20 protein-coding genes are annotated in these 23,058 nt (G+C 74.9%); 7 read left to right on the top strand and 13 right to left on the bottom strand.

Annotation, left to right across the window (positions count from 1 at the left end; all coding sequences use genetic code 11):
• The 3 genes from AB0H81_RS32805 to AB0H81_RS32795 all read right to left on the bottom strand — a co-directional run.
• A partial coding sequence (locus AB0H81_RS32805) for an ATP-binding cassette domain-containing protein (protein ID WP_358382357.1) occupies positions 1 to 975 on the bottom strand: 975 nt, incomplete at its 3' end.
• Between the two features lie 94 nt (positions 976 to 1,069).
• Positions 1,070 to 3,535: a LuxR C-terminal-related transcriptional regulator gene (locus AB0H81_RS32800; protein ID WP_358382354.1), complete on the bottom strand. Its 2,466-nt coding sequence runs from the start codon at positions 3,533 to 3,535 to the stop codon at positions 1,070 to 1,072.
• Positions 3,532 to 5,634: an AAA family ATPase gene (locus tag AB0H81_RS32795; RefSeq protein WP_358382351.1), complete on the bottom strand. Its 2,103-nt coding sequence runs from the start codon at positions 5,632 to 5,634 to the stop codon at positions 3,532 to 3,534. Before AB0H81_RS32795 ends, AB0H81_RS32800 begins: the two co-directional genes overlap by 4 nt.
• Positions 5,635 to 5,865: 231 nt before the next feature.
• Here AB0H81_RS32795 and AB0H81_RS32790 point away from each other — a divergent pair, with 231 nt between their 5' ends.
• A complete protein-coding gene (locus AB0H81_RS32790; RefSeq protein WP_358382349.1) occupies positions 5,866 to 7,197 on the top strand; it encodes an NAD(P)/FAD-dependent oxidoreductase in 1,332 nt (443 codons plus the stop codon).
• Between the two features lie 180 nt (positions 7,198 to 7,377).
• Here the strand turns inward: AB0H81_RS32790 and AB0H81_RS32785 are convergent, their stop codons facing one another.
• On the bottom strand, positions 7,378 to 8,190 hold the full coding sequence (locus tag AB0H81_RS32785; protein ID WP_358382347.1) for an alpha/beta hydrolase: 813 nt from the start codon (positions 8,188 to 8,190) through the stop codon (positions 7,378 to 7,380).
• Between the two features lie 104 nt (positions 8,191 to 8,294).
• Here AB0H81_RS32785 and AB0H81_RS32780 point away from each other — a divergent pair, with 104 nt between their 5' ends.
• On the top strand, positions 8,295 to 8,747 hold the full coding sequence (locus AB0H81_RS32780) for a MarR family transcriptional regulator (RefSeq protein ID WP_358382344.1): 453 nt from the start codon (positions 8,295 to 8,297) through the stop codon (positions 8,745 to 8,747).
• Here AB0H81_RS32780 and AB0H81_RS32775 read toward each other — a convergent pair.
• Complete coding sequence (locus tag AB0H81_RS32775; RefSeq protein ID WP_358382341.1) at positions 8,737 to 9,528, bottom strand: MerR family transcriptional regulator; 792 nt, start codon at positions 9,526 to 9,528, stop codon at positions 8,737 to 8,739. The two genes, AB0H81_RS32780 and AB0H81_RS32775, sit on opposite strands and share 11 nt — an antisense overlap.
• 99 nt (positions 9,529 to 9,627) lie before the next feature.
• Between AB0H81_RS32775 and AB0H81_RS32770 the strand changes: the two genes are divergently transcribed.
• On the top strand, positions 9,628 to 11,952 hold the full coding sequence (locus tag AB0H81_RS32770) for an excinuclease ABC subunit UvrA (RefSeq protein ID WP_358382338.1): 2,325 nt from the start codon (positions 9,628 to 9,630) through the stop codon (positions 11,950 to 11,952).
• Between the two features lie 553 nt (positions 11,953 to 12,505).
• A complete protein-coding gene (locus tag AB0H81_RS32765; RefSeq protein WP_358382335.1) occupies positions 12,506 to 13,699 on the top strand; it encodes an aminotransferase class I/II-fold pyridoxal phosphate-dependent enzyme in 1,194 nt (397 codons plus the stop codon).
• 98 nt (positions 13,700 to 13,797) lie between these two features.
• On the opposite strand, the gene AB0H81_RS32760 is transcribed toward AB0H81_RS32765, so the two are convergent.
• The 4 genes from AB0H81_RS32760 to AB0H81_RS32745 are packed head-to-tail and all read right to left on the bottom strand — an operon-like array spanning position 13,798 to position 16,351.
• Positions 13,798 to 14,310 (bottom strand): SRPBCC family protein, encoded by a 513-nt coding sequence (locus AB0H81_RS32760; protein WP_358382332.1) that lies wholly within the window; start codon positions 14,308 to 14,310, stop codon positions 13,798 to 13,800.
• Positions 14,311 to 14,343: 33 nt separating this feature from the next.
• Positions 14,344 to 15,369 (bottom strand): patatin-like phospholipase family protein, encoded by a 1,026-nt coding sequence (locus tag AB0H81_RS32755; RefSeq protein WP_358382329.1) that lies wholly within the window; start codon positions 15,367 to 15,369, stop codon positions 14,344 to 14,346.
• Positions 15,366 to 15,761: a hypothetical protein gene (locus AB0H81_RS32750; protein WP_358382326.1), complete on the bottom strand. Its 396-nt coding sequence runs from the start codon at positions 15,759 to 15,761 to the stop codon at positions 15,366 to 15,368. Before AB0H81_RS32750 ends, AB0H81_RS32755 begins: the two co-directional genes overlap by 4 nt.
• Positions 15,755 to 16,351: a TIGR03086 family metal-binding protein gene (locus AB0H81_RS32745; protein ID WP_358382323.1), complete on the bottom strand. Its 597-nt coding sequence runs from the start codon at positions 16,349 to 16,351 to the stop codon at positions 15,755 to 15,757. The genes AB0H81_RS32750 and AB0H81_RS32745 overlap by 7 nt, the downstream gene beginning before the upstream one ends.
• 105 nt (positions 16,352 to 16,456) lie before the next feature.
• Between AB0H81_RS32745 and AB0H81_RS32740 the strand changes: the two genes are divergently transcribed.
• Complete coding sequence (locus AB0H81_RS32740) at positions 16,457 to 17,062, top strand: TetR/AcrR family transcriptional regulator (protein ID WP_358382320.1); 606 nt, start codon at positions 16,457 to 16,459, stop codon at positions 17,060 to 17,062.
• An 85-nt stretch (positions 17,063 to 17,147) separates the two neighbouring features.
• On the opposite strand, the gene AB0H81_RS32735 is transcribed toward AB0H81_RS32740, so the two are convergent.
• Complete coding sequence (locus tag AB0H81_RS32735; RefSeq protein ID WP_358382317.1) at positions 17,148 to 17,699, bottom strand: GNAT family N-acetyltransferase; 552 nt, start codon at positions 17,697 to 17,699, stop codon at positions 17,148 to 17,150.
• A 91-nt stretch (positions 17,700 to 17,790) separates the two neighbouring features.
• Between AB0H81_RS32735 and AB0H81_RS32730 the strand changes: the two genes are divergently transcribed.
• Entirely contained in the window at positions 17,791 to 18,423 is a 633-nt protein-coding gene (locus AB0H81_RS32730; RefSeq protein ID WP_358382314.1) for a LysE family translocator, read from the top strand.
• A 118-nt stretch (positions 18,424 to 18,541) separates the two neighbouring features.
• A complete protein-coding gene (locus tag AB0H81_RS32725) occupies positions 18,542 to 19,282 on the top strand; it encodes an SDR family oxidoreductase (protein ID WP_358382311.1) in 741 nt (246 codons plus the stop codon).
• A gap of 14 nt (positions 19,283 to 19,296) precedes the next feature.
• On the opposite strand, the gene AB0H81_RS32720 is transcribed toward AB0H81_RS32725, so the two are convergent.
• The 3 genes from AB0H81_RS32720 to AB0H81_RS32710 form a co-directional block, all read right to left on the bottom strand.
• A complete protein-coding gene (locus tag AB0H81_RS32720; protein WP_358382308.1) occupies positions 19,297 to 19,716 on the bottom strand; it encodes an MlrC C-terminal domain-containing protein in 420 nt (139 codons plus the stop codon).
• Between the two features lie 30 nt (positions 19,717 to 19,746).
• On the bottom strand, positions 19,747 to 21,111 hold the full coding sequence (locus tag AB0H81_RS32715) for a glutamine synthetase family protein (RefSeq protein ID WP_358382306.1): 1,365 nt from the start codon (positions 21,109 to 21,111) through the stop codon (positions 19,747 to 19,749).
• Positions 21,111 to 23,058, bottom strand: a 1,948-nt coding sequence (locus AB0H81_RS32710; protein WP_358382303.1) for an IucA/IucC family protein, incomplete at its 5' end; no start/stop codon positions are given. The genes AB0H81_RS32710 and AB0H81_RS32715, both read right to left, overlap by 1 nt.

The raw sequence follows: 23,058 nt of genomic DNA, 5'->3' as shown, positions 1-23,058 counted from the left end.
CAGCATCCGGCCGCCCTCCACGGGGCGCGCGCCGGCCAGCGCCCGCCCGACGTCCACGTGCCCCGCGCCGGCCAGCCCGGTCAGGCCGATCGCCTCCCCGGCCCGCAGGTCGAAACCCACCGGACCGGCCAGCGCGGTGCGCAGGGCGCGCACGCTCAGCACGACCTCGCCCGCCTCCCGCCGCGCGCGCCGGTGGACGGCCGGTTCGCCTCCCACGATCGCGCGCACCAGGTCGTCCTGGCCGCCGCGGTCACCGTCGAGGGGGCCCTGTCGCACGAGGCGTCCGTCGCGCAGCACGGCGACGCTGTCGGCCAGTTCACGCACCTCGCCCAGCCGGTGGCTCACGTACACGATGCCGCGCCCGCGCCCGCGCAGCGCCCGCAGCACCCCGAACAGCCGCTGCCGGTCGGCCGCGCTCAGGCTCGCGGTCGGCTCGTCCAGCACGATCACGTCGGTGTCGCGGCTCAGCGCGCGGGCGACCGCGACGAGCGACCGCTCGGCCCGGGTGAGGTCGCCGGCCCGCTCGCCGGGGTCGATCCGGGCGCCGACCGCGTCGAGCGCCTCCGCGCAACGCCGGCGCGCCGCCCGCCGCGAGATCAGGCCGCCGCGCCGCGGGTAGCCGGCGCCCAGCGCGACGTTCTCGGCGACGGTCATCCAGTCGACCAGCGCCGGATCCTGGTGGACGAACGACATCCGGCCGGCCGCCTCCCGGCCGCCGAGCGGGTGCCCCGCGACCGTCACCTCCCCGGCGTCGGCGCGGTGGACGCCCGCCAGGATCTTGATCAGGGTGGACTTGCCCGCGCCGTTGCGGCCCACCAGCGCCAGGACGCTGCCGCGGGCCAGGTCGAGGTCGACGCCGTCGAGGGCGGGGGTGCCGCCGAACCGCTTGCGCACCCCGCGGACACGGACCAGCGGCTCCGTCCCGGCCCTGCCGGGACGGCCCCTGCCGAGATCGTGGCTGGCGTGGTCGTGCACAGGCTCCTCCGCGGGGCTCGAATGCCCGGCGGGCGAGCTCCAGCGGCCCGTCCGATGTTCCGTTCATCGTACAGAACCAAAGGTCAAAGGCGTGTCAGCCGGCTTGACGCGGGTTCCATGCGCGGATGACCTGCGCGCGTGAGGTGAAGCCGAGCTTGCGCAGGATGTTCTCCACGTGGTTCTCGGCGGTGCGCTGCGCGATCACGAGTTCCTCGGCGATCTGCCGGTTGCTCAGCCCCTGCGCCACCAGCTCGGCGATCTCCCGCTCCCTGCGGGTGAGCAGGGCGGCGAGTCCCGGCTCCTGCTCGGCGTCCCCCGCCTCGGGCGCCGGGCCATCCTCCAGCGCGTACGCCGCGGCGGCGTCCAGCGTGAGCTCCGAGCCGCGCAGGAAGCCCGCGGCGAATCGCTCGTCGCCCAGGTCGCGCCGCAGCCCCTCCTCGCACCGGTCGTGGAAGCGGGCCAGGTGGCCGAGGCCCGACAGCGACGTCCCGATCGACCGCCACACCATGTGGGCCGCGCCGAGCAGTTCGGCGGCCCGCGCGCGTCTGCCCTGGCCGGCCAGGATCCAGGCCAGCCCCTCCAGGCACTGCGCGAGTCCGAGGTGGTCGTGGCAGCGCACCTTCACCCGGATCGCGTCCCGCATCATGGTGACGGCCGCCTCCGCGTCGCCCCGCCGCCACCGGTCCAGGGCCACGATCCACAGCCCGTACGACACGGACCACTCGGCGCGCTCCCGCCTGGCGGTCTCCAGCACCTCCTCGCACAGGCCCGGCGCGCGCGGGTCGTCCATGAACACCGCGGCCATCGCGAGCTGGAACAGCGTGACCCAGCCGTGCCCCCGGCAGCCGAGCGCCCGCCGCCGCGCCAGCGCCTCCTCCAGCAGGGCGAAGGCGCGCGGGAAGTCGCCCGCCAGCAGCGCCGCGAACCCGGTGATGTGCACCGCCCCCGCGACCGCGGCCTCGTCACCCAGCCGCTCCGACAGCGCCCGGCACTCCTCCAGCAGGGGCCGCGCGGCGGCCGCGTCGCCCCGCAGCAGCACGAGCCAGGCGTCCACCCAGAGCGCCTTGGCCCGCGCCGAGCCCGGCGCGGTGCCCGCCGCCAGCGCCCGCTCCAGCCAGTGGTGCCCCTCGCTCGGCGACGTCCACGACAGCCGGTGGCTCCACATCGCGGCGCCGATCTCCAGCGCGGCCCACGCCTCGCCCGGCTCGCTCAGGCAGAACTCCAGCGCGGCGCGCACGTTGGCCTGCTCGCGGCGCAGCCGGCCCAGCCAGCGCATCTGGTTCGGGCCGAACCACTCGTCCTCGGCCCGCGCGGCCAGCTCACGGCACCAGTCGCGGTGGCGCAGCCGCAGCGCGACGCGGGCGCCCGACTCGCTCAGCCGCTCCTCGCCGTACTGGCGCAGCGTCTCCAGCATCTCGTACCGGACGCCCCATCCGTCCTCCCTGCGCAGCACGACCGACTTGTCGACCAGCGCGCCCAGCACGTCCGGAACGGCCTCCCGGGGAAGCTCGGCCGAGCAGCACACCTCGGCCGCCGCCTCCAGGTCCCAGCCGCCGGAGAAGACCGACAGCCGCCGCCACAGGGCGCGCTCCTCGGGCGAGCACAGGTCGTAGCTCCAGTCGACCAGCGCGCGCAGCGTCCGCTGGCGCGGCATCGCCACCCGTACGCCCTGGGCGAGCAGCCGGAACCGGTCGTCGATCCGGTCGAGGATCTGCTCGACCGACAGCACGCGCATCCGCACCGCCGCCAGCTCGATGGCCAGCGGGATCCCGTCGAGCCGCCGGCACAGCCGGGTCACCGCCACGCTGTTGCCCGCGTGGACCCTGAAGCCCGGCACCACGGCCGCCACCCGGTCGGCGAACAGGCTGACCGCCTCCGAGCTCACCTCCGGGCTCGCCTCCAGGCGCGCCCCCGGGTCCGCCGCCTGGTCCGGCGCGGAGCGGGACACCGGGTCCGGCTGGGCGGGCACCAGCCCGGCGGCCCCTGCCCGGTCCGCGCCGGGCAGGCCGTCCGGCCCGCTTCCCGGCCTCCCTGGCCCGGTCCGGGACTCGGCCCCGGGTTCCGCCGGCACCGCCAGCGGCGGAACCTCCAGCAGGCTCTCGCCCGGCACGTGCAGCGGCTGCCGGCTGGTGGCGACGATCCGCACGCCGGGCCCGACGGCGAGCAGCTCGGTCACCAGGGCGGCGCACGCCGGCAGCAGGTGCTCGCAGTTGTCCAGCACGAGGAGCATCCGCTTGTCGCGCAGGTGCTCGCGCAGCCCCTCCAGATCGTGCCGGTGGCACCCGACGGACTGCGCCACCGTCCCCGCCAGCAGCTCCCCGGCGGCCAGCGGTGCGAGGTCGGCCAGCCACGCCCCGTGCGGGTGGCCGCGCGCCGTCTCGGCGGCCAGCCGCAGCGCCAGCCTCGTCTTGCCGACCCCGCCGACGCCGGTCAGGGTCAGCAGCCGGCCGGCGGAGAGCAGCCGTCTGGCCTCGGCCAGCTCCTGCCGGCGTCCCACGAAACTCGTCAGCTCGGCGGGCAGGTTCCCGTCGGCCCGGCGCGTCGTCGCCCCCGTAGTCATCTGTTCCGCCCCATGCCCTCCCGCACCCGCGCGGAGCCCGCCGCCCGGCCCGGATCCACGAGGAGCCGCGGATCGAGGCCCAGCCGGGCGCCCTCGCGGAACGCCGCCTCGTACGCCCGGACGCCGAGCGCCCGGACGGCGCGCGCCGCGCACTGCTCGTGCCAGGGAGCGTGGTACGACAGCCGGATCGGTGAGGCGTCCACGGCCTGCCAGAGAGCGTGCGCGGCGCCCAGCAGGCCGGCGGCCCGCTCGTGGTCGCCCCGGGCGCCGGCCGCCCACGCCAGCACCTCCACGCACTGCGTCAGACACCACTTGTCGTCGATGTCGCGGGTGAAGCCGGCCGCCTCGCTCACCAGCGTCTCGGCCCGGCGCGCGTCGCCGAGGTTCCACAGCGCGATGCCGAGCACGAGCTGGGCGTACCCGCGGGTCACGGGCGCCTGGTGCGCCTCGCACAGCTCCAGCATCTCCTCGCCGTACGCCGCCGCCAGCTCCGGGTGCTGGCGCGACCCGTACGCCGCCGCGTAGTACAGGCCGAACGCCACGCCGTCGAGGTCGGCCGCGGACCGGTGCAGGGCCAGCGACTCCTCCAGCAGGGCGAGCCCGCGCTCGGGCTCGCCGGCGGAGAACGCCGCCACGCCGCAGGCCCGCACGGCGTACGGCAGCACGTCGGCGAGCTCCTCGCGCCGGACCAGGGCGCGGCACTCCTCCAGGCGGGGCGCCGCCGCGGCGGCGTCGCCCTGGCGCAGCGCCAGCATGCTGTACACCCACAGCCCCGTCGCCCGGCCGCGGCTCGGCGCGGGCACCCGTTCCAGGCCGCGTTCCAGCCAGTAGCGGCCCTCGGTCGCCGCCCCGGACAGCAGCCAGAACGACCACAGCTCCGCGGCCATCTCCAGCCCCACGGCGGGTGGTCCCGCCCCGCCCAGACACAGCTCGATCGCGGCGCGCAGGTTGGGCAGCTCGCGGCGCAGCAGCCGGTAGCGTTCGAGCTGGTCGGGGACCGTCTCGTGGATCCGGTTGCGGATCACGACGTCGTGGTGGTGGGCGATGAAGCGCTCGCGCAGCTCCCGTTCCTCCTCGCCGGTCAGCCGGTCGTAGCCGTACGCGCGGATGGTGTCGAGCATGCGGTACCTGACGCCTCCGTCCGCCCGCTCGCCGACGAGGATCGACTTGTCCACCAGCCCCGCCACCAGGTCGAGCACCTCGAACCGGTCCACCTCGCCGCCGGAGCACACCGCCTCGGCCGTCTCCAGGCCGGCCCCGCCGGGGAACATCGCCAGCCGGGCCCAGACCCGCTGCTCGCCCGGCGAGCACAGGCGGTAGCTCCACTCCATGGTCGCGCCCAGCGTCGCCTGACGGGACGGCAGCGGGGCCGGTGACGTCCCGGAGGTGAGGCCCTCGTCGCGCAGGCGCTCGTCCAGTTCGCTCACCAGCCGCTCCAGCGGCACCGCGCGCAGCCGGGCCGCCGCCAGCTCGATCGCCAGCGGCAGCCCGTCGAGGCGCCGGGCCAGCCACGCGACGTCCGCCGCGTTCTCCCGGGTCAGCTCGAACCCGCGCGACGCGCCGGCGGCGCGGTCGGCGAACAGCCGCACCGCGTCGTGCCGGGCGATGACGTGCGGCGGCAGCCCCGGGTCCGGAACCGGCAGCGACTGCACGGTGAGCACCTGCTCGCCGTACACGCCGAGCCTCTGCCTGCTCGTGGCGAGGACACGCAGCTTCGGCGCCTCGCGCAGCAGCCGGGCCACGAACCGGGCGCACTCCTCCAGCAGGTGCTCGCAGTTGTCGAGCACGAGCAGCGTCCGCCGCTCGGCCAGGTGGTCGATCAGCAGCGCCATGGGGTCGGACTCGCCGTCGCGCAGGCCCAGGTCCGTCGCGACGCTCGACGCGAGCAGCTCACCGGCCTCCAGCGTGGCCAGCTCGACGACCTCGACGCCGTCGCGGAACGCGCCGCGCATGGCGTCGGCCACCTTCAGCGCCAGGCGGCTCTTGCCCACGCCGCCCGTGCCGGTCAGCGTGAGCAGCCGCGCCCGGGCCAGCGCCTTCCGGGCCGCGGCCACCTCGTGCCGGCGGCCGACGAACGTGGACTCGCACACCATGGCCATGTCTGCTCCACCGGCCGTGCCCCCGCCGGTGCCTCCCGTTGGCGCATTCCTTACCCGCGACCTGCGGAAACAGACCGATAGACCCCAGCCTAGGCCCCCGGCGGCCGTGATCGCCCGCCGCCCTCCTCCCCGCGGCGTCCTGGGACCCCGGAAAGGCCAACGGCCACCCCGGATGCGGCAAAACCGGGATTGAACCGGCGGTGGCCCGGCCAGCAACGTGGGGGAGGGAACATGCCGAAGCCCAGGATCGTGGTCGTCGGAGCGGGGTTCGGCGGCTTCCACTGCCTGCGCGGCCTGGAGCGCCTGCTCCCGTCGCACGCGGCCGAGCTCGTCCTGGTCAGCCGCACCGACTACCACCTGTACACGCCGCTGCTGCCGCAGGTGGCCGCCGGCACGGTCAACCCGGCCGACGTCGCGGTGCCGCTGCGCTCGTTGCGGCGCACCCGCCTGGAGGTGGGCGAGGTGGTCGGCGCGGACCCGGAGGCGCGCACGCTCCGCGTCCGCGACCGCGACGGCGACGTCTCCTCCCTCTCCTGGGACCGGCTGGTGCTCGCGCCGGGCAGCGTGACGCGCGTCCGCGACGTCCCCGGGCTGCGCGAGCACGCCCACGGCTTCAAGACCGTCATCGAGGCGGTCTACCTGCGGGAACGCGTCCTCGCCCAGCTCGAGCTGGCCGACGGGCTGCCGGACGGGCCGGAGCGGCGGGCGTACACCACGTTCGTGGTGGTCGGGGCGGGACTGGCCGGGACGGAGTACGTCGCGCAGATGCGGCTGCTCGTCGCCTCGGCGCTGCGCGCCCGCCCGCGGCTGCGCGCCGAGCACATCCGGTGGGTCCTCGTCGAGCACGGCCACAGCGTGCTGGACCACCTGCCGCCGCGCCTGTCGCGGCACGCCCTCGCCGTCCTGCGCTCGCGCGGGGTGGAGGTACGGCTCGGCACCCTGGTCGACCGGCTCACGCACGACACCGCCCACCTGAGCGACGGCACCGCCGTGCCGTGCCGGCTGCTGGTGTGGACGGCCGGGGTCACGGGCAGCCCGCTGGTCGAGGAACTGGGCCTGCCCGTGGACAGGGGGCGGCTCACCGTGGGCGCCGGCCTCGCCGTGCCGGGGCACCCCGACGTCTTCGCGCTCGGGGACGCCGCCGCGGTGCCCGACCTCGGCCGCCCCGGCTCGTGCTGCCCGCAGACCGCGCAGCACGCCATGCGCCAGGGCCGGGCCGCGGCCCGCAATGTCGCCGCCGGCCTCGGGTACGGCACGGCCCGGCCGTACCGGCACCGCGACCTCGGCACCGTCGCCGACCTCGGCGCCGCCCAGGCCGTGGCCGCGCCCCTCGGCCTGCCCGTCACGGGGGCGCCCGCCAAGGCGGTGACCGGCGGTTACCACCTGTACGCCCTGCCGGGGGCGGGCAACCGGCTGCGCGTGGCCGCCGACTGGGCGCTCAACGCGCTGCTGGGGAGGAACACCGTGAGCCTCGGCCTGGTCCCGGACGCGGCGGCGGGACTCGTACGGGCGGAGCAGCTCGGCATCGACCCGCCTGCGGGGACGCGAACGTCCGCCACGTGAACACGGGGAGGCTCAGCCGGGCAGAGCCGCGAGGTCCACGGCCTCCAGACGCGACAGCGCCCCTCTGGCGACGGGGCCGCCGCCGAAGCGGCTCAGGCGCAGCCAGACCTCCTGGACGGCGTCGTCGGCCTCGCTGAGGGAGCCGAGCAGCGGCTGGCGGACCCGCTTGGGTGGCTCGTGTCAGGCGAGCAGCTCGCGCAGCCGGGCCGCGTAGGCGCGCGGGTGGGAGGTGTTGCCGTTGTGCCCGCCGGGGAAGACGGCGACTGCGGTGCCGAGCAGGTCCGCCAGCCGTGCCGAGCAGCGGTGGTCGTACACGTGGGACGGGGTGGCGCTGCCCGTGGCGGGCAGGATCCGGACCGGCGAGGCGGCGACCGCGGCGGGGTCGAGCCGGTCGCCGATGATGGCGGTGAACTCCTGGCCGAGCCAGAACTCGATGTTCCTGACGCGCTGGGCGTCCATGGGCTGCGGGGTGAGGCCGGGCTCGGTGTCGCGGGAGCCGGGGTCGATGCCGAGCGTCGCCACGGCCTCCTTGACGGCGATCTGCCAGCCGTCCTCACGGAAGCGGCGCTGGATCGTCACGAGCTCCTCCCGGTGGCGGGCCTCGTCGGCGGGCGGCAGCAGCCAGGGGGAGACCGGCTCGTGGGCGACGAGGACGCTCAGCAGCGCGGGGTCGGAGACGGCGAGGCGCAGGCCGATGGACGCGCCGAGGCTGCACCCGAGCATCGCCGCCGGCCCGTCCGCGAGGGCGGTCAGCAGGGCCGCGACGTCGTCGGCGTGCTCCTGGAGCGTCACGCCGCGCGAGGGGTCGTCGAGGGTGCTGCGGGACAGGCCGCGCCGGTCGTAGGTGACCACGGTGTACGCGCCGGTGAGGTGTCTGACGAGGTCGACGCTGCGGCCGGCGTCGCCCTCGCCGCTCTGGGAGATCAGCAGCAGGGGGCCGGAGCCCTGGACCTCGTAGCACAGGGTCGCGCCGGGGACACGCAGGAAGCTCATCGGGTCCGCCTTTCGGGGAGGGGGGCGGGTGACGTCTCCGACCCTACTTCATCGAATTTGATGCATCAAGCCAGATGCATCTCGTTGGATGTATTGTCGGTGCCATGAACGCGGTGGACCTGTTCCTGCTCGGGCGGACGCTGATGAAGATCGGCGAGGAGGCCATGCCGACGGAGGGCATCGGCCCGCAGACGACGAGCGTGCGCACCGTCCTCATCGTCGTGAGCGACGTCCGGAGCCATCCCGAGACCTCGGTCGGCGAGATCGTCGCCCGCACCGGGCTGCCGCAGAGCGCCGTGTCGGCCGCCGTGGCCCGCCTGCGCGAGGCGGGCGCCGTGGTCACCGAGCCCGACCCGCGCGACCGGCGCAGGACCGTGATCAGGCACGCGCCGCAGATCTCCGAGCGGGTCACCGAGGTGCGCACGGCGCCCGTCGACGAGGCGCTGGCCACCGCGCTGGGCGGCGCCGACCCCGGCGAGGTCGCCGAGGTCACGGCCATGCTGGACGCCCTCGCCGCCCGCCTTCCCCCTGACGCCCTCACCCGCCTCAAGCCCTGACCGCGACCTCCGCGGCCGAGACTCCCGCATCGGCGGCCCACGCATCCGGGGCCTGCGCATCGGTGGCCTGCGCATCCGTGACGTAGCGGTGGAGCAGGGCGGCGCCCTCCAGCATGGCCATCGCCCGCCGTTCGAGCTCGGCCCGCCGCTCGGCGAGGGCGGCGCGCAGCGCGTCGGTGCTGCCCGTGCGGCGCAGCGCGTCGAGGATGAGCCGGATCCGGGGCAGGGGATGGCGCGCCTCCCGCAGCATCCTCACCATCTGCGCGTCGCGCACGTCGTCCGGCCCGAACGTCCGGTAGCCCGTCACCGGGTCACGGCCGGGCAGGATCAGCCCGCTCGCCTCCCACAGCCGCAACGCCGACGTCCGCACCCCGAGACGGGCCGCCACCTCGCCCACGCGCAACCCCGGACGGGGCGTCGCGGAGGCGCCCGGGCCGCGGACCGCGACCTCCTCCAGGGCCGCGCCGATCGCCTGGAGCGACAGCCGCTGCTCGTGCAGCGCGGCGTGCCCCGCGTCCACGAGCGCCAGGGCCGTCGCCGCGTCGCCCTCGTTCACGGCCCGCAGGATCTCGCCGGCGCGCTCCCAGCCGTGGCCCGCCGCCAGCGCCCGGTAGGCCAGCAGCGCCTCCCGGTGCCGCGCTCCGAAACGGCGGTAGCCCGCCTCCGTGCGCGGGGCGGGCGGCAGGACGCCCGCGTCGGCGTAGTTGCGGATCTGCTGGGTGGACAGCCCCACGAGGCGCGCCAGATCGACCGGCCGCAGCGCCCCACCATCACCACCCACGTTATGTAGCATTTGAGGGTTTGCCACGCTTCTCTCCTGTTGCTGAGGGTTGATCGCGGCAAAACTATCAACGGGCACATCAATGGCACACTTGAAGCCATGCATTCCCCCCTCCTCAGCACGCAGGCCGGTGCCGTCTTCGCCCCCGACGGGCACGACGGGTCCGGCCGACCGGCCGCCGACAGCCACGACGTCATCCAGGTGCGCGGCGCCAGGGAGAACAACCTGGCGGGTGTCTCGCTCGACATCCCCAAACGGCGCCTGACCGTCTTCACCGGCGTGTCCGGCTCCGGCAAGTCATCGCTCGTCTTCGACACCATCGCGGCGGAGTCGCGCCGGCTCATCAACGAGACCTACACCGCGTTCATCCAGAACTTCATGCCCTCCCAGGCGCGGCCGGACGTCGACGCGCTGAGCAACCTCAGTGCGGCGATCATCGTGGACCAGGAGCGGATGGGCGCCAACGTCCGCTCCACCGTCGGCACCGCCACCGACTGCCACACCATGCTGCGGATCATGTTCAGCCGCCTGGGCGTCCCGCACGCCGGTCCGCCCTTCGCCTTCAGCTTCAACCGGGCCGAGGGCATGTGCCCCGCGTGCGAGGGCCTCGGCAAGGCGTCCGAGATCGACGTGGACGAGCTGGTGGACCGCGACCTGTCCCTGAACGACGGGGCGATCAAGGTGCCCGGCTTCGCCAAGGACTCGTGGTACTGGCAGCTCATGGCGAACTCCGGCCTGTTCGACCCCGGCACCCCGCTGCGCGACTACACCCCGGAGCAGTGGGAGGACTTCCTCCACAAGCCCGCCACCAAGATCAAGATGGGCTCCAACACCTTCACCTACGAGGGGCTCGTCGTCAAGGTCCGGCGCCTCTACCTGGCCAAGGACCGCGAGTCGATGCAGGCGGGGGCGCGCGCCTTCGCCGACCGGGCCGTCAAGCTCGCCCCGTGCGGGGCCTGCGGCGGCACCCGGCTCAACGAGGCCGCCCGCTCCAGCCTCATCGACGGCCGCAGCATCACCGACTGCTCGGCCATGCAGATCGACGAGCTCGCCGCGTTCGTCCGCGGGATCGGGGACGCCTCGGTCAAGCCGCTGATCGACACCCTCCTGGAGACCCTCGACTCGCTCGTCGAGATCGGCCTCGGCTACCTGAGCCTGGACCGGGAGTCCTCCACCCTGTCCGGCGGCGAGGCCCAGCGCGTCAAGATGGTGCGCCACCTCACCTCCAGCCTCAGCGACGTCACGTACGTCTTCGACGAGCCGACCGCGGGGCTGCACCCGCACGACATCCAGCGCATGAACGGCCTGCTGCTGCGGCTGCGCGACAAGGGCAACACGGTGCTCGTCGTCGAGCACAAGCCGGAGACCATCGCCATCGCCGACCACGTCGTGGACCTCGGCCCCGGCGCCGGCACCCAGGGCGGCCACCTCTGCTACGACGGCGACCTCGCCGGGCTGCGCGCCTCCGGCACCCTCACCGGCCGCTACCTCGACCACCGCGCCAAGCTGCGCGAGGACGCCCGCCGCCCCACCGGCCACCTGGCCGTGCGCGGCGCCACGCTGCACAATCTGCGTGACGTGAGCGCCGACATCCCGCTCGGCGTGCTCACGGTCGTGACCGGTGTCGCCGGCTCGGGCAAGAGCTCGCTCATCCACGGGTACGTCGCGGGGCGCGAGGGCGTCGTGGTCGCCGACCAGTCGCCGATCCGCGGGTCGCGCCGCAGCAACCCGGCCACCTACACCGGCCTGCTCGACCCGATCCGGGCGGCGTTCGCCAAGGCCAACGGGGTGAAAGCGAGCCTGTTCAGCGCCAACTCCGAGGGCGCCTGCCCGGCCTGCAAGGGCATCGGGCTCGTCTACACCGACCTCGCGATGATGGCCGAGGTGGCGTCCGTGTGCGAGGAGTGCGAGGGGCGGCGGTTCACCCCGGAGGTCCTGACGTACCGGCTGCGGGGGCGCAACATCAGCGAGGTGCTGGCCATGCCGGTGGGGGAGGCGCTCGAGTTCTTCGGCTCCGGTCAGGCGCGGGCCATCCTCGACCGGCTGGCCGCCGTCGGGCTCGGCTACCTCACGCTCGGCCAGCCGCTCACCACCCTGTCGGGCGGCGAGCGGCAGCGGCTGAAGCTGGCCGTCAACATGGCGCGCAACGGCACCACGTACGTCCTGGACGAGCCCACCACCGGCCTGCACCTGGCGGACGTCGACCAGTTGCTCGGGCTGCTGGACCGGCTGGTGGACGCCGGCAACACGGTCATCGTCATCGAGCACCACCAGGCCGTCATGGCCCACGCCGACTGGATCATCGACCTGGGGCCGGGCGCGGGCCACGACGGCGGCCGGGTCGTCTTCTCGGGCACCCCGGCCGAGCTGGTCGCCACGGGCACCTCCCTGACGGCGGAGCACCTGCGGCTGTACGTGTCCTGAGCCGTCGCCTCGCCTGGGTGAGCCCTCACCCGCCGTGGGGGCTCACCAGAGGGCGGCGGCGAGCAGACCGGCGACGACCAGGGCGGCGACCGCGCAGGGCAGCGCTCGCGGGCCCTCCTCGGCGAGCCATCTGAGGGGACGCATGCGTCAACCTTAAGTTGACGAAAGGCGATCGTCAACCGAGCGTTGACGATAGGCGCGTCGGTGCGTCCCCGCGTCCTCTTCCGGTTGGGCCACCTGGTCGCCGGGAACGACGGCCGGCTGGAGCGGCGGCGTCCACGAACGCGCGGTGCTGCTCGACCCGGTCGGGCGTCTCGGACGCCGACACCATGAGGACCGGACCGGCTCCCCGCAGCGCCTCGCGGACCGCGTCGCGCTCCCCGAACGGCGCCCGCGCCACTGACGCGCCGGGCAGCCGGGGCGCCCGGCCGGGGGCGCGAGGCGCGGTCCCGTCCCCGTGCCGTCCGGGTCAGGACACCTGGCGACGACGGCTGATCGAGCAGACTTCTACGCGAATGCCGTACACGGGATAAATCCGGAGGGGCGAGGATTCATGGCCGATGTGTTCGCGAAATGCCGGCTGCCCGCGACATACCAGTTCGTCAAGGACCTCGGCGTCTATCCCTATTACCGGGCGATCGAGGAGCGGCCGGGCGGGGCCGAGGTCCTGATCGACGGGCGGGTGCTCGTCCAGGCGGGCTCCAACGACTACCTGGGCCTGTCGGGCGACGAACGCGTGAAGGAGGCGGCGGTCGAGGCGACGCGCCGGCTGGGCACCGGCGGCGGCGGCTCACGCCTCAGCAACGGCTCCCTCGCCCTGCACGAGGAACTCGAAGCGCGGCTGGCGGCCTTCCTCGGGCGAGCGGCGGTCATGGTGACCAGCGCCGGCTATCTGGCCAACCTCGCCCTCGGGGCGCTCATCGGGCCGGAGGACACGGTGATCGGCGACCGGCTGATCCACGCCTGTCTGATCGACGCCGTACGCCTGGGCGGGGCGCGGTTACGCCGCTACCGGCACAACGACATGGAGCATCTGGAGCGGCTGCTCGACGCCTGCGATCCCGGCGCCGGGCGGCTGATCGTCACCGAGGGCATGTTCTCGACCTCCGGCAGCGTCTGCGACCTGCCGGGCATCGCGCGGCTCGCCCGCGTCCACGGCGCCCGTGTCGTCCTGGACAGCGCCCACGACGTCGGCCTGCTGGGCCCGGCCGGGCGGGGCGCGGCCGAGCACCACGGGCTGGAGGGCGCGGTGGACGTGCAGACCATGACCTTCTCCAAGGCGCTGGGAACCGTCGGGGGCGCGGTGGCCGGGCCCGAGGAGATCATCGCCTACCTGCGGCACTACGCGCGGTCCATGGTGTTCACGGCCGCCCTGTCGCCGGCGTGCGCCGCGGCCGCGCTGGCCGCCCTGGGCATCGTCGCCGCGGAGCCGGAGCGCCGCCACCGCCTGCGGGTGGCGGCGCGACGGCTGAGCGGGGAACTGGCCGCGATGGGGTACGCGGTCGTCCCCGCCGATCGGCCGGTCATGGCGGTGCCGGTCGGCGACGACCTGCTGTGCTTCCGGCTGTGGCGGGAGCTGTTCGACGAAGGCGTCTTCGCCACCGCCATGGTCCCGCCCGGCGTCCCGCCCGGCCAGGCTCTCGTCCGGGTCAGCATCACCGCCGCCCACACCGAGGCCCATCTCGACCGGATCGCGTCGGCGTTCGCCACCGCCGGCCGCCGGCTGGGGCTCGCCCGCGAGACGTAGGTCGCGGCACCCCTCCTGTCGCCCGGCTGCCACGAGAAGGGGACCGCCCGGCAGGTGGGTCACGCCGCCCGGGGGCCGTCGCGGGGACACGGAGACGTTCAGGGGGCGCCGTGGTGGAGGTCCTCCGCGGCTCGCTTGATGCCGGCCGCCCAGGACGTCAGCGCCGCCCGCAGCTTGGCCTCGCCGAAGAACAGGCCGAGCAGCGGCCCGGCCATGGACTCGCTCACCTCCAGGTCCGTGCCGCCGTCGGCGCGCCGCCGCAGCAGGTGCCGGTGGACGGCGCGGGCCCCGAAGCTCACGCCCGTCCACGTGAGCTCCTCACTCTGACGGACCACGGCGAACCTGGACCGGATCTTCGCCTTGCCGTTGACCCACGAGAAGGACGTGTCCGGCGCGACCGCGCCGTCCAGCCGCACGTCGTGGATCGCCGGGTCGATGCGGGACCAGCCGTCCGGGGTGGCCAGCACGTCCCAGACCGTCTCGACCGGCGCGTCGATCGCGACGTCGCAGCGGGCCCGCACCGCCGCCCGGTCGTCGACGCGGCCGTTCTTGGCGTACTGCTCGTGCAGGTCGTCGAGCGCCGGACCGGTGTACAGCAGCGACTTGACCATGGTGCGACCTCCAGAGGGGGTGATGACGGGATCTCAGCCGACGGTCAGCAGGCCGAGCGGCCGCAGCAGACGGCCGACCGCCGCGCGGCCGGCTTCGAGCGCGGCCTTGAGCGGTTCGCCGTCGCGGGTGAGGCGCCCGACGCGAGGCGCGTCAGGCGCCGGGCGCACGGACAGGACCGCCGGACGCGCCGGGGTCCGGCCGCCGGCGGGTGGGGCGGACGCCGGCGGCATGGACTGGTCGTAGCGGGTGAGCACCGCGTCGTCGTCCAGCAGGCGGTGGGCGCGCGTGAGGAAACTGCGGTGCAGCGCCTCGGGATACTCCCGCAGGACGGTGGCGGCGACCAGGCGCGCTCCGTAGGACGGCCGCGCGCCGGGGCGGGCGGCCGTGGTCCTGGTCCCGGCCGGCGGCGCGGGGCGCGACCGCAGGACCAGGACGTGGCTGGCGCCCTGTGCCAGGGCGGTGCGGTACGGGATGGACTCGGCGAGTCCCGCGTCGTAGTAGAGCCGCCCGGCCAGTTCGACCGGCGGACCGGCGAGGAACGGCAGGGCGGCGCTGGCCCGCAGGGCCAGCCGCAGCTCGGCCGGACCGGTCAGATGCGGGCGCAGATCGGTGGACCGCCCGGTGCGGACATCGGTGGCCAGCGGGTGGTACTCGACGGGATTGGCCAGGACGGCGTCGAAGTCCATCCGGGCCACCTCGCGATACAGGTGCTCGACGAGGTTGCGCACGTCGACCACCGGCCGGCCGCGCAGGAGGTTGGACGGGCGGATCATCGCCCTGGCATAGACGGGTTCAGCCCAGCCGGTCAGCTGCTCGGGAGTCCCGCTGAGCAGCCAGGCCCCGGTGATGGCCCCCGCCGACGCTCCGTAGACCGCGTCGAAGGCGTGTGCCACTCCGCTCTCGTGCAGCGCCAGGGCCATGCCGGCGGAGATCGTGCCACGCATGCCGCCGCCCTCGACGGCCAGTGCCACCCGGTGGCCGTCCCGTCGCTCGCCGGGCCGGCTGCCTCGGCGGACCCGGTCGGCGAGGACGCGCAACACCTCGTGTTCGCCGGTCACGGTGCCAGGGTCTCCTCGCCGGCCAGGTAGGCCCGCGCCTGGGCCCAGACGCCGCGGTCGGCCTGGGTGGTCGTCCAGGCGGTGGACCTGAGCCGCCCCCGCCCGCGATAGCGCCGCACGATGGCGACGTGGTCCGGCAGGCCGACGAACCCGCGCAGGGCCTGTTCGTCCAGCCAGATCGACACCGAGCCGCACCTGCCGCGCAACGGCTCCGTCCAGAGCCACATGCCGACCGCACCGGGCAGGTCGGGCCAGGCCCGGCGCAGGGCGAGCCCGGCCTGGTAGACGCCGGGCATGTCGCGCAGCCGGTCGGCGTGGAAGTCGGTGACGCTGACCAGCACCGGGCCGGTGACGCCGGCCGCCGGTCCGGGCGTCCAGCGGCTCGTCAGCATGACGCCGCCCACGACGGGGAGCGGCCCAGCAGGCCGAGCAGCCGCTGGAAGTCCGGCGCGTCGCCGGGCACCGGAACCCTCGTGTCGAACGCGGCGCCCGGGCCGCGGCTCTTCGGCGTGTCCGGGACCCGGGCGGCCACCGCCATCCCGGCGGCGACCAGCTCGGGGTCGGGCCGGTAGGACACGTCGATGCTGGCGGCGACATCCCACCCGTGCACGAGGCAGTCGATCATGTGCATGCCGATGGCGGCCCGCCCGGGGAAGACGCCGAACTCGCGGATCTCCACCTGGCGGTCGTGGACGTCGGGGGCGGAGAACGCCGTCACGACGGCGGCCGCGGAGTCCTGGAAGGCGCCGAACGGGTCGTCCCCGAGGTCGCCGCTGTCCCAGACCGCCGGCCGGCCCGCGGCGGCGGCGGCGAAGCCGCGGTTCTCGCTCACCATGTGCAGCAGCAGCTCGCCCAGCGTCCACTCCGCGCACGGTGTGGGCCGGTCGAGGTCCACGGAGGTGACTTGGGCGATCGCTCCTCCGGCGAGCTCCAGCGCGCGCCGGTGCAGCTCCCGGAGGTCTGCGGTTGTGCGGTCGGTCATCATCCGCCCTTCAAAGTACGAACGTTCGTGCTGACAATAGAAGCGTGCTGAGAGCGACGTCAAGCGGCTATCCTGAAGCGAACGTTCGTCCTCAGAGGGGTGGAGATGCCGGGAAGGCCGCGGGACGAGCGGACGCGCAACGTGATCCTGCGCCGGGCGGCGGACATCGCCTCGCAGGACGGGCTGGAAGGGCTGTCGATCGGCCGGCTGGCCACGGACCTCGGCGTGAGCAAGAGCGGCCTGTTCGGCTACTTCGGCTCCAAGGAGGAGCTGCAGCTCGCCACGATCCGCGTCGCCAAGGAGGTGTACGTCGCGGAGGTCATCCAGCCCGCCCTGACGGTGCCGCCGGGCGTGGGCAGGCTGCGCCGGCTGTGCGAGAACTGGCTGAGCTACTCGGAGCGGCGGGTCTTCCCGGGCGGCTGTTTCTTCTTCGCCGTCACCGCGGAGTTCGACGCCCGCCCCGGCCGGGTGCGCGACGCCGTCGCCGCGGCGGGCCTCGACTGGAGCCGCTTCGTGGCGCGCACCGCCGACGACGCCCGCCAGCTCGGCGAGCTCGACGGCGACACGGACGCCGGCCAGCTCGCCTTCGAGCTCATAGCGTTCATGGAGACCGCCAACGCCGTCTCCTTGCTGCACGACGACCCGAAGGCCTACGAGCGGGCCAGGACGGCCATCCGCGGACGCCTCGACGCCGCCGGCACGGGCCGGTGAGACGCGAGGCGGTGAGACGCGAGGCCGGGTTCTGCCGGACCGGGGGGACGGTCGCCGGACACGGTCAGCGGTCCGGCGGGCGCGGTCAGGCGGTCTCGGTGTCCTTCCTGGGCTCCGTCTCGGTCTGCGTCTCGGTCCGCGTCTCGGTCCGCGTGCGGTACGGCCGGAAGCCGCGGGCCCGGTAGTTCGGCAGGGCGGCGGGGTTGTCGGCGCTGGAGGTGTGCAGCCAGACGCGCCGGGCCGGGCCGCCGTCGCGCGGCGTGGTCGCCCACGCCTGCCGCACGCACAGCGTGAGCGCGTGCCCGCCGAGCCCCCGGCCGACGAACTCGGGGACCAGCCCGAACGTCTCGATCTCGACGTCGCCGTCGTCCTGCGGGTGCACGGCCAGCATGCCGGCGATCTCGTCCTCGTGCCGGATCAGGTAGTAGTCGTACGGATCACGCTCCAGCTTCCGCTCCCACTCCTCCGGGGACAGCCGGGCCGCCCGCCAGCCGTACGGGGCGCCGATCCGCGCCTGGACGGCGGGCAGGTCGCGGCAGGTGCGGTCCACCCACTCCAGGGCCGGACCGGCCACCTCACGACCGGGCACGAGCTGGTCGGGGGAGGTCATCTCCAGGTACGTGATCGTCGCTTCCATGGGGGTGATCCTAGGGAGCCCTTCCGCGCGGCTCAGCCGGGAGGCGGCCCACGGGCTGGGGCCGCGTATGGCGATATGTCAAGATTTTGGTATGCCGATCGACCCGCATCTCCTCATGGCGTTCACCCTCACCTCCCTCGTGGCCATGGTCGCCCCCGGCCCCGACATGCTGTTCGTCCTCGGATGCGGGATGCGCGGCGGCGCCCGCGCCGGGCTGCTGGCCACCGCCGGTGTGGCGACGAGCGAGGCCATCCACGTCGCTGTGGCCGCCGCCGGCCTGGCCGCGCTGTTCGAGGCCGCCCCCACGGCGTTCGCCGTCGTCCGCGTCGTCGGCGCCGCGTACCTCGTCTACCTCGGCGTCCAGATGATCCGCAACCGCGGCGAGGTCGCGCTCGACGAGCGGGCCGGTGGCGCGGGGATGACCGGCCGCCAGGCGTTCCTGCGCGGGCTGGTGACGAACCTGCTCAACCCCAAGATGGTCACCTTCACCATCGCGTTCCTGCCGCAGTTCGTGAACCCGGAGCTGGGCGGCGTGTGGCTGCAGTTCGCGATCCTGGGGGCCGTCCTCATCGCGCTGGAGTTCCTGGTGGACGGGACGGTCGGCGTGCTCGCGGGCCGCATCGGCGGCTGGCTGCGCGTCCGCCGCGCCGCCCGACGCCGGATCGACGTCGCCACGGGCGGCCTGTTCATCGGCCTGGGCGTACGGCTGGCCGCGGAGCGCTGAGGCGGGGGGCGGGTCTTCCCCGGGAGCGGCGCGGCGGGGGTGGCCTGGCGCTCCCGGTGGTACGAACCGGGGGAGGGGTCCCCGCGGGGGAGGGCCCGTTCATCCCACAGGAGCGCATGTGCCTACCGATGATTCCTCACGGGTCGCCGTGGTGACCGGCGGCTCCCGCGGCATCGGCCGCGCGAGCGCCCGGCGCCTCGCCCGGGACGGCGTGGCCGTCGTCGTCGGCTACGCGGGCGACAAGGCCGAGGCCGAGGCCGCCGTACGGGAGATCGCCGAGGCGGGCGGCGAGGCCGTCGCCGTCCGGGCCGACGTGGCCGACGAGCACGCCGCCGCCGGGCTGTTCGACGCGGCCGAGTCGTCGTTCGGCGGCACCGACATCGTCGTCCACGCGGCCGGCAAGATGGGCCTGGCTCCGGTCGCCGACCTGGAGCTCGCCGTCCTCGACGCCCTGTACCGCACGAACGTCCGGGGCACGTTCGTCGTCGCCCAGCAGGCCGTGCGGCGGATGCGGGACGGCGGCGCGATCGTCCTGTTCTCCAGCTCGGTCGTCGGGCTGGCCTTCCCCGGGTACGGCGCCTACAGCGCGACCAAGGGCGCGGTGGAGGCGCTCACCCTCATCCTGGCCAGGGAGCTGCGCGGGCGCGACATCTCGGTCAACACGGTCGCGCCCGGCCCGACCGCGACCGACCTGTTCTTCGAGGGCAAGGACGAGGAGACGGTCTCGGCCCTGGCCGCGCAGCCGCCGCTGGAACGCCTCGGCACCCCGGCCGACATCGCCGAGGTCGTCGCCTTCCTGGCCGGCCCGGGTCACTGGGTGAACGGCCAGGTCGTCCGCGCCAACGGCGGCATCGTCTGACGGTCCCCGCGGGGTCAGAGACCTTCGGGGGTGAAGTCGCGATCCAGCGGGAAGATCAGCCTGGTGAGGCCGGTGTACGGCAGGCGGAGCAGGTCCTGGTCGACGCCACCGGGGGTGAGGGCGAGCATCCAGCCGGCGGCGGCCTCGAACAGCTCCGGCTCCAGGTAACCGATCTTGACGGTGACCACGTCGACCCCGGCGACGTCGACGCCGAGGCGGCGGTAGGACTCCAGCAGCCGGTACTGCATGCGGCGCGAGGTGAGGAAGACGCTGAGCCCGCCGACCCGGACCGAGGCCACGCGGCCGCCGTCGGGGTCGTCGGCGACCGCCTCCAGCGTGCCCTCCAGCAGCACCGGACCCGGGGCGCACCAGCTCTCGGGCGGCCTGCACCGCGTGGCCTGGCACTTCCCGCTCCGCGCGGAGGCCGCCGTCACACCGTGACCGTGATCGCGCGGCGCAGGGGGTCACAGGCGTTCGAAGCCGCGGACCCGCTCCCAGTCCGTGACCGCCGACTCGAAGGCCGCCAGCTCGGCCCGGGCCGCCGCCGCGTAGTGCCCGGCCACCGCGTCGCCGAACACCTTCGCCGCCAGGTCCCCCTCCTCCCACCGGCGCAGCGCTTCGCCCAGCGTCGCGGGCAGCCGCGGCACCGACGGGTCGGCCAGCGCGTTGCCGGAATGCGGTCCGGGCAGCGGCAGCCGGTTCTCGATCCCGTACAGGCCGGCGGCGATCACGGCGGCCACGGCGAGGTAGGGGTTGGCGTCGCCGCCCGGCACCCGGTGCTCCAGGCGCAGCGAGGCGCCCGAGCCGACGACCCGGATCGGGCACGTCCGGTTGTCCCGGCCCCACGCGATCCCGGTGGGGGCGAACGCGCCCGGCCGCAGCCGCTTGTAGGAGTTGACGTTCGGCGCCATGGCCAGCGTCAGCTCCGGCAGGCAGGCGAGCTGCCCGGCGACGAAGTGCCGGAACAGCTCCGACATCCCGTCGTCCGCGCCCGTCCCCGCGCCGGCGAACACCGGTGAGCCGTCGGCGCCGCGCAGCGACAGGTGGACGTGGCAGGAGTTGCCCTCGCCCTCGTCGAACTTCGGCATGAACGTGAGCGCCACCCCCTCCTGCTCGGCGATCCGCCTGGCGCCGTTCTTGAACAGGACGTGCTTGTCGCAGGTGGCCATCGCCTCGTCGTAGCGGAACACGATCTCGTACTGCCCGGGATGGCACTCCCCGCGGGCCGTCTCCATCGTCAGACCGGCGTGGACCATCTCGCGGCGGATCCGGCGCACCACCGGCTCCATCTCGGACAACCCGTGCAGCGCGTAGTCCACGTTGTAGCGGGTGCCGGTCTCCAGGCCGTGGTAGCGGCGCTCCCAGGCGTCGCGGTACGACCCGCGGAACACCAGGAACTCCAGCTCTGTGCCGGCCAGCGCCACCAGGCCGCGCTCGGCCAGCCGGTCGAGCTGGGCGCGCAGCACCCGCCGGGGCGCCACCTCCACCGGCTCGCCTCCCGGCCACACGGCGTCGGCGACGACGAGCGCGGTCCCGGGATCCCACGGCAGGAGCCGCAGCGTCCCCGGATCGGGCCGCAGGACGAAGTCCCCGAAACCCGCCTCCCAGGCGTCGATCGCGTACCCGGGGCCGGTCGCCATCTCCACGTCGGCGGCCAGCAGGTACACGCACGCGCCGAACCCGCCCCGCGCCACCTCGTCCAGGAAGTACGGCACCGACATGCGGCTGCCCTGCAGCCGCCCCTGGAGGTCGGGGACGGCGACGACCACCTCCTCCACCCGCCCGGCGGCGGCCTCCTCGCGCAGCCGTTCGTAGCTGAGCACGCTCATCAATCCTCCCGGGAGCCGGGGCGCTGCCGGGGGACGGGCGCGCGGAAGAGGGGGTTGGGGACCGTGCCGTGGACCACGTCGAAGCCCTCGTCGCGCTCGGCCCGGTCGTGGAAGCGGCCGCCGAGGAGCTGCTCCCGGTTGAGCGCCACCCGGTCGAAGGAGGGGGCCAGCAGCCCGAACGCCTCCGCCCGGCCGGCATCCTCGGGGAAGCGGGCGTGGTGGCGCTCGATCTCCTCCCGGACCATCCGCCAGAACTCCGGCTCCGGCACGCCCAGGTGCTCCTCGGCCAGCGGCGCGAGGAACCGGAAGTGGCCGGCGAACACGGCGCTCAGCAGCGAGTGCGCCAGCTCGCCGGCCGGCCAGCGCAGCAGCACCGCGCGGGCCCGGCCGGACAGGCCGGCGTAGGCGGGCAGATCCTCGGGCAGCAGGTTCACGTCCTCGGCGAAGTCCTTCACCGCGACCCCTACCGGCACGTCGGCGGCGTCGTACAGAACCACCGTGTTCTCGCCGTGCGGGCAGAACGCCACCCCGTGCCGGTAGAGGTAGCGCAGCAGACCGGGCAGCAGCGCCGAGAACAGCCGCGCCAGCCAGGCGCGCGGTGCCAGGCCCGACCGGGCGACCAGTTCGGCGGCCAGGGCCTGGCCGTCCGAGCCGACCGTGAGCAGCGCCGCCATGGTCCGCGCCCGCTCGCCCTCGCGCAGCAGCCCGGTCACCGGCTCGCGCCACACCGCGCCGAGCAGCTCGTGGTAGCGGTACGGGGCGTCGGGCACCGAGGCGTACAGCGGGTGGCGCACGGCCACGGACGCCACCTCGCCGAGCGGGTGGAAGCGCAGCTCGTCGCGCAGGTACGGGTCGGCGTCGCGCAACGCGAGCAGCCACGCGCTCACGTCGGGCGCGGCCCGCGTCGGCTCCGTGGACAGGCCGCGCCAGACCAGCGTGTTGCGGATGAGCAGCGGCACCTTCACGTTGCGCCGCTCCGGCCGGTCCAGGTTGGCGAGGGTGCGGATCGACTGGAGCGGCCGGTAACGGTCGGGGCCCTCGCCGAGCGGCACGATCCGGCCGCCGGCGAGGTACGGGGCGAACAGCGGCTCCACCGCCTCGTCCCAGTGGAACGGGTGGACGGGCAGCCAGGTGAACGCGGCCGGGTCCAGCCCGCTGCCCGCCGCCGCCTCCTCCAGGGCGACGGCGAACTCCTTGCGGACCTCCTCGTCCAGCTCCTCCGCCAGCAGCGTCTCCGCGTCCAGCCCGGGCACGCCGGAGTACGCGGCCAGCGACGAGTGGACGGCCGCCCACCGCAGGCGCACCGACCCTGCGGCCTCGGGGGCGTAGGCGGCGACGTCGGAGGCGGCGAAGCCGAGCCGGCCCTTGTTCAGCAGCATGCAGGGGTGGCCGTGCTGGTGCGCCTCCAGGTCGAGGTGGTCGAGGGCGGCCAGCTCGGCGGCGGGCAGGGCGCGGGACAGGACCTCCGCCTCGGCCCGGCGGGTGGCGGTCAGCTCGCGCAGCGCCTCGGCCGCGGTCGGGCCGTCCCAGCCGAGGACCGCGCGGGCGTCGAGCAGCAGCCGCTCGGGCCCGTCCTCCCCATCCCCGGGGGTGGGGTGGCGGCGCAGCGAACCGGGCTCGACCCGCCACGAGCCGAACGACCCGCGCGCCGCCCGGAACGTCCACCGCACCCCGCCGCCCAGCTCCAGCAGGTATCCGTCGTCCGTCCCGTCCGGCCGCGGGACCAGCAGCTCCTCGTACGCGAACTCCTCCACGGCCTTGACCAGCAACCGCCGCCCGGCCTCCTGCCACGCCTCCTGCCACGCGCCGCGCGCGATCCCGCTCATCGGCCGCCCTCCTCGGACCGGGCGAGCGCCGGCAACGCGGCCCCGGCCGGGGGTGACGATCTCGAGGGGCCGGTCGCCCTTCTCGTAGAACTTGACCATGCGCTGGACCGGGCGCGGGTCG

This window comes from Nonomuraea sp. NPDC050691 (assembly GCF_040654455.1).
Taxonomy (GTDB): Bacteria; Actinomycetota; Actinomycetes; order Streptosporangiales; family Streptosporangiaceae; genus Nonomuraea.
The sequence above is the reverse complement of the archived record's forward strand: the minus strand, read 5'-3'. Positions and strand labels throughout refer to the sequence as shown.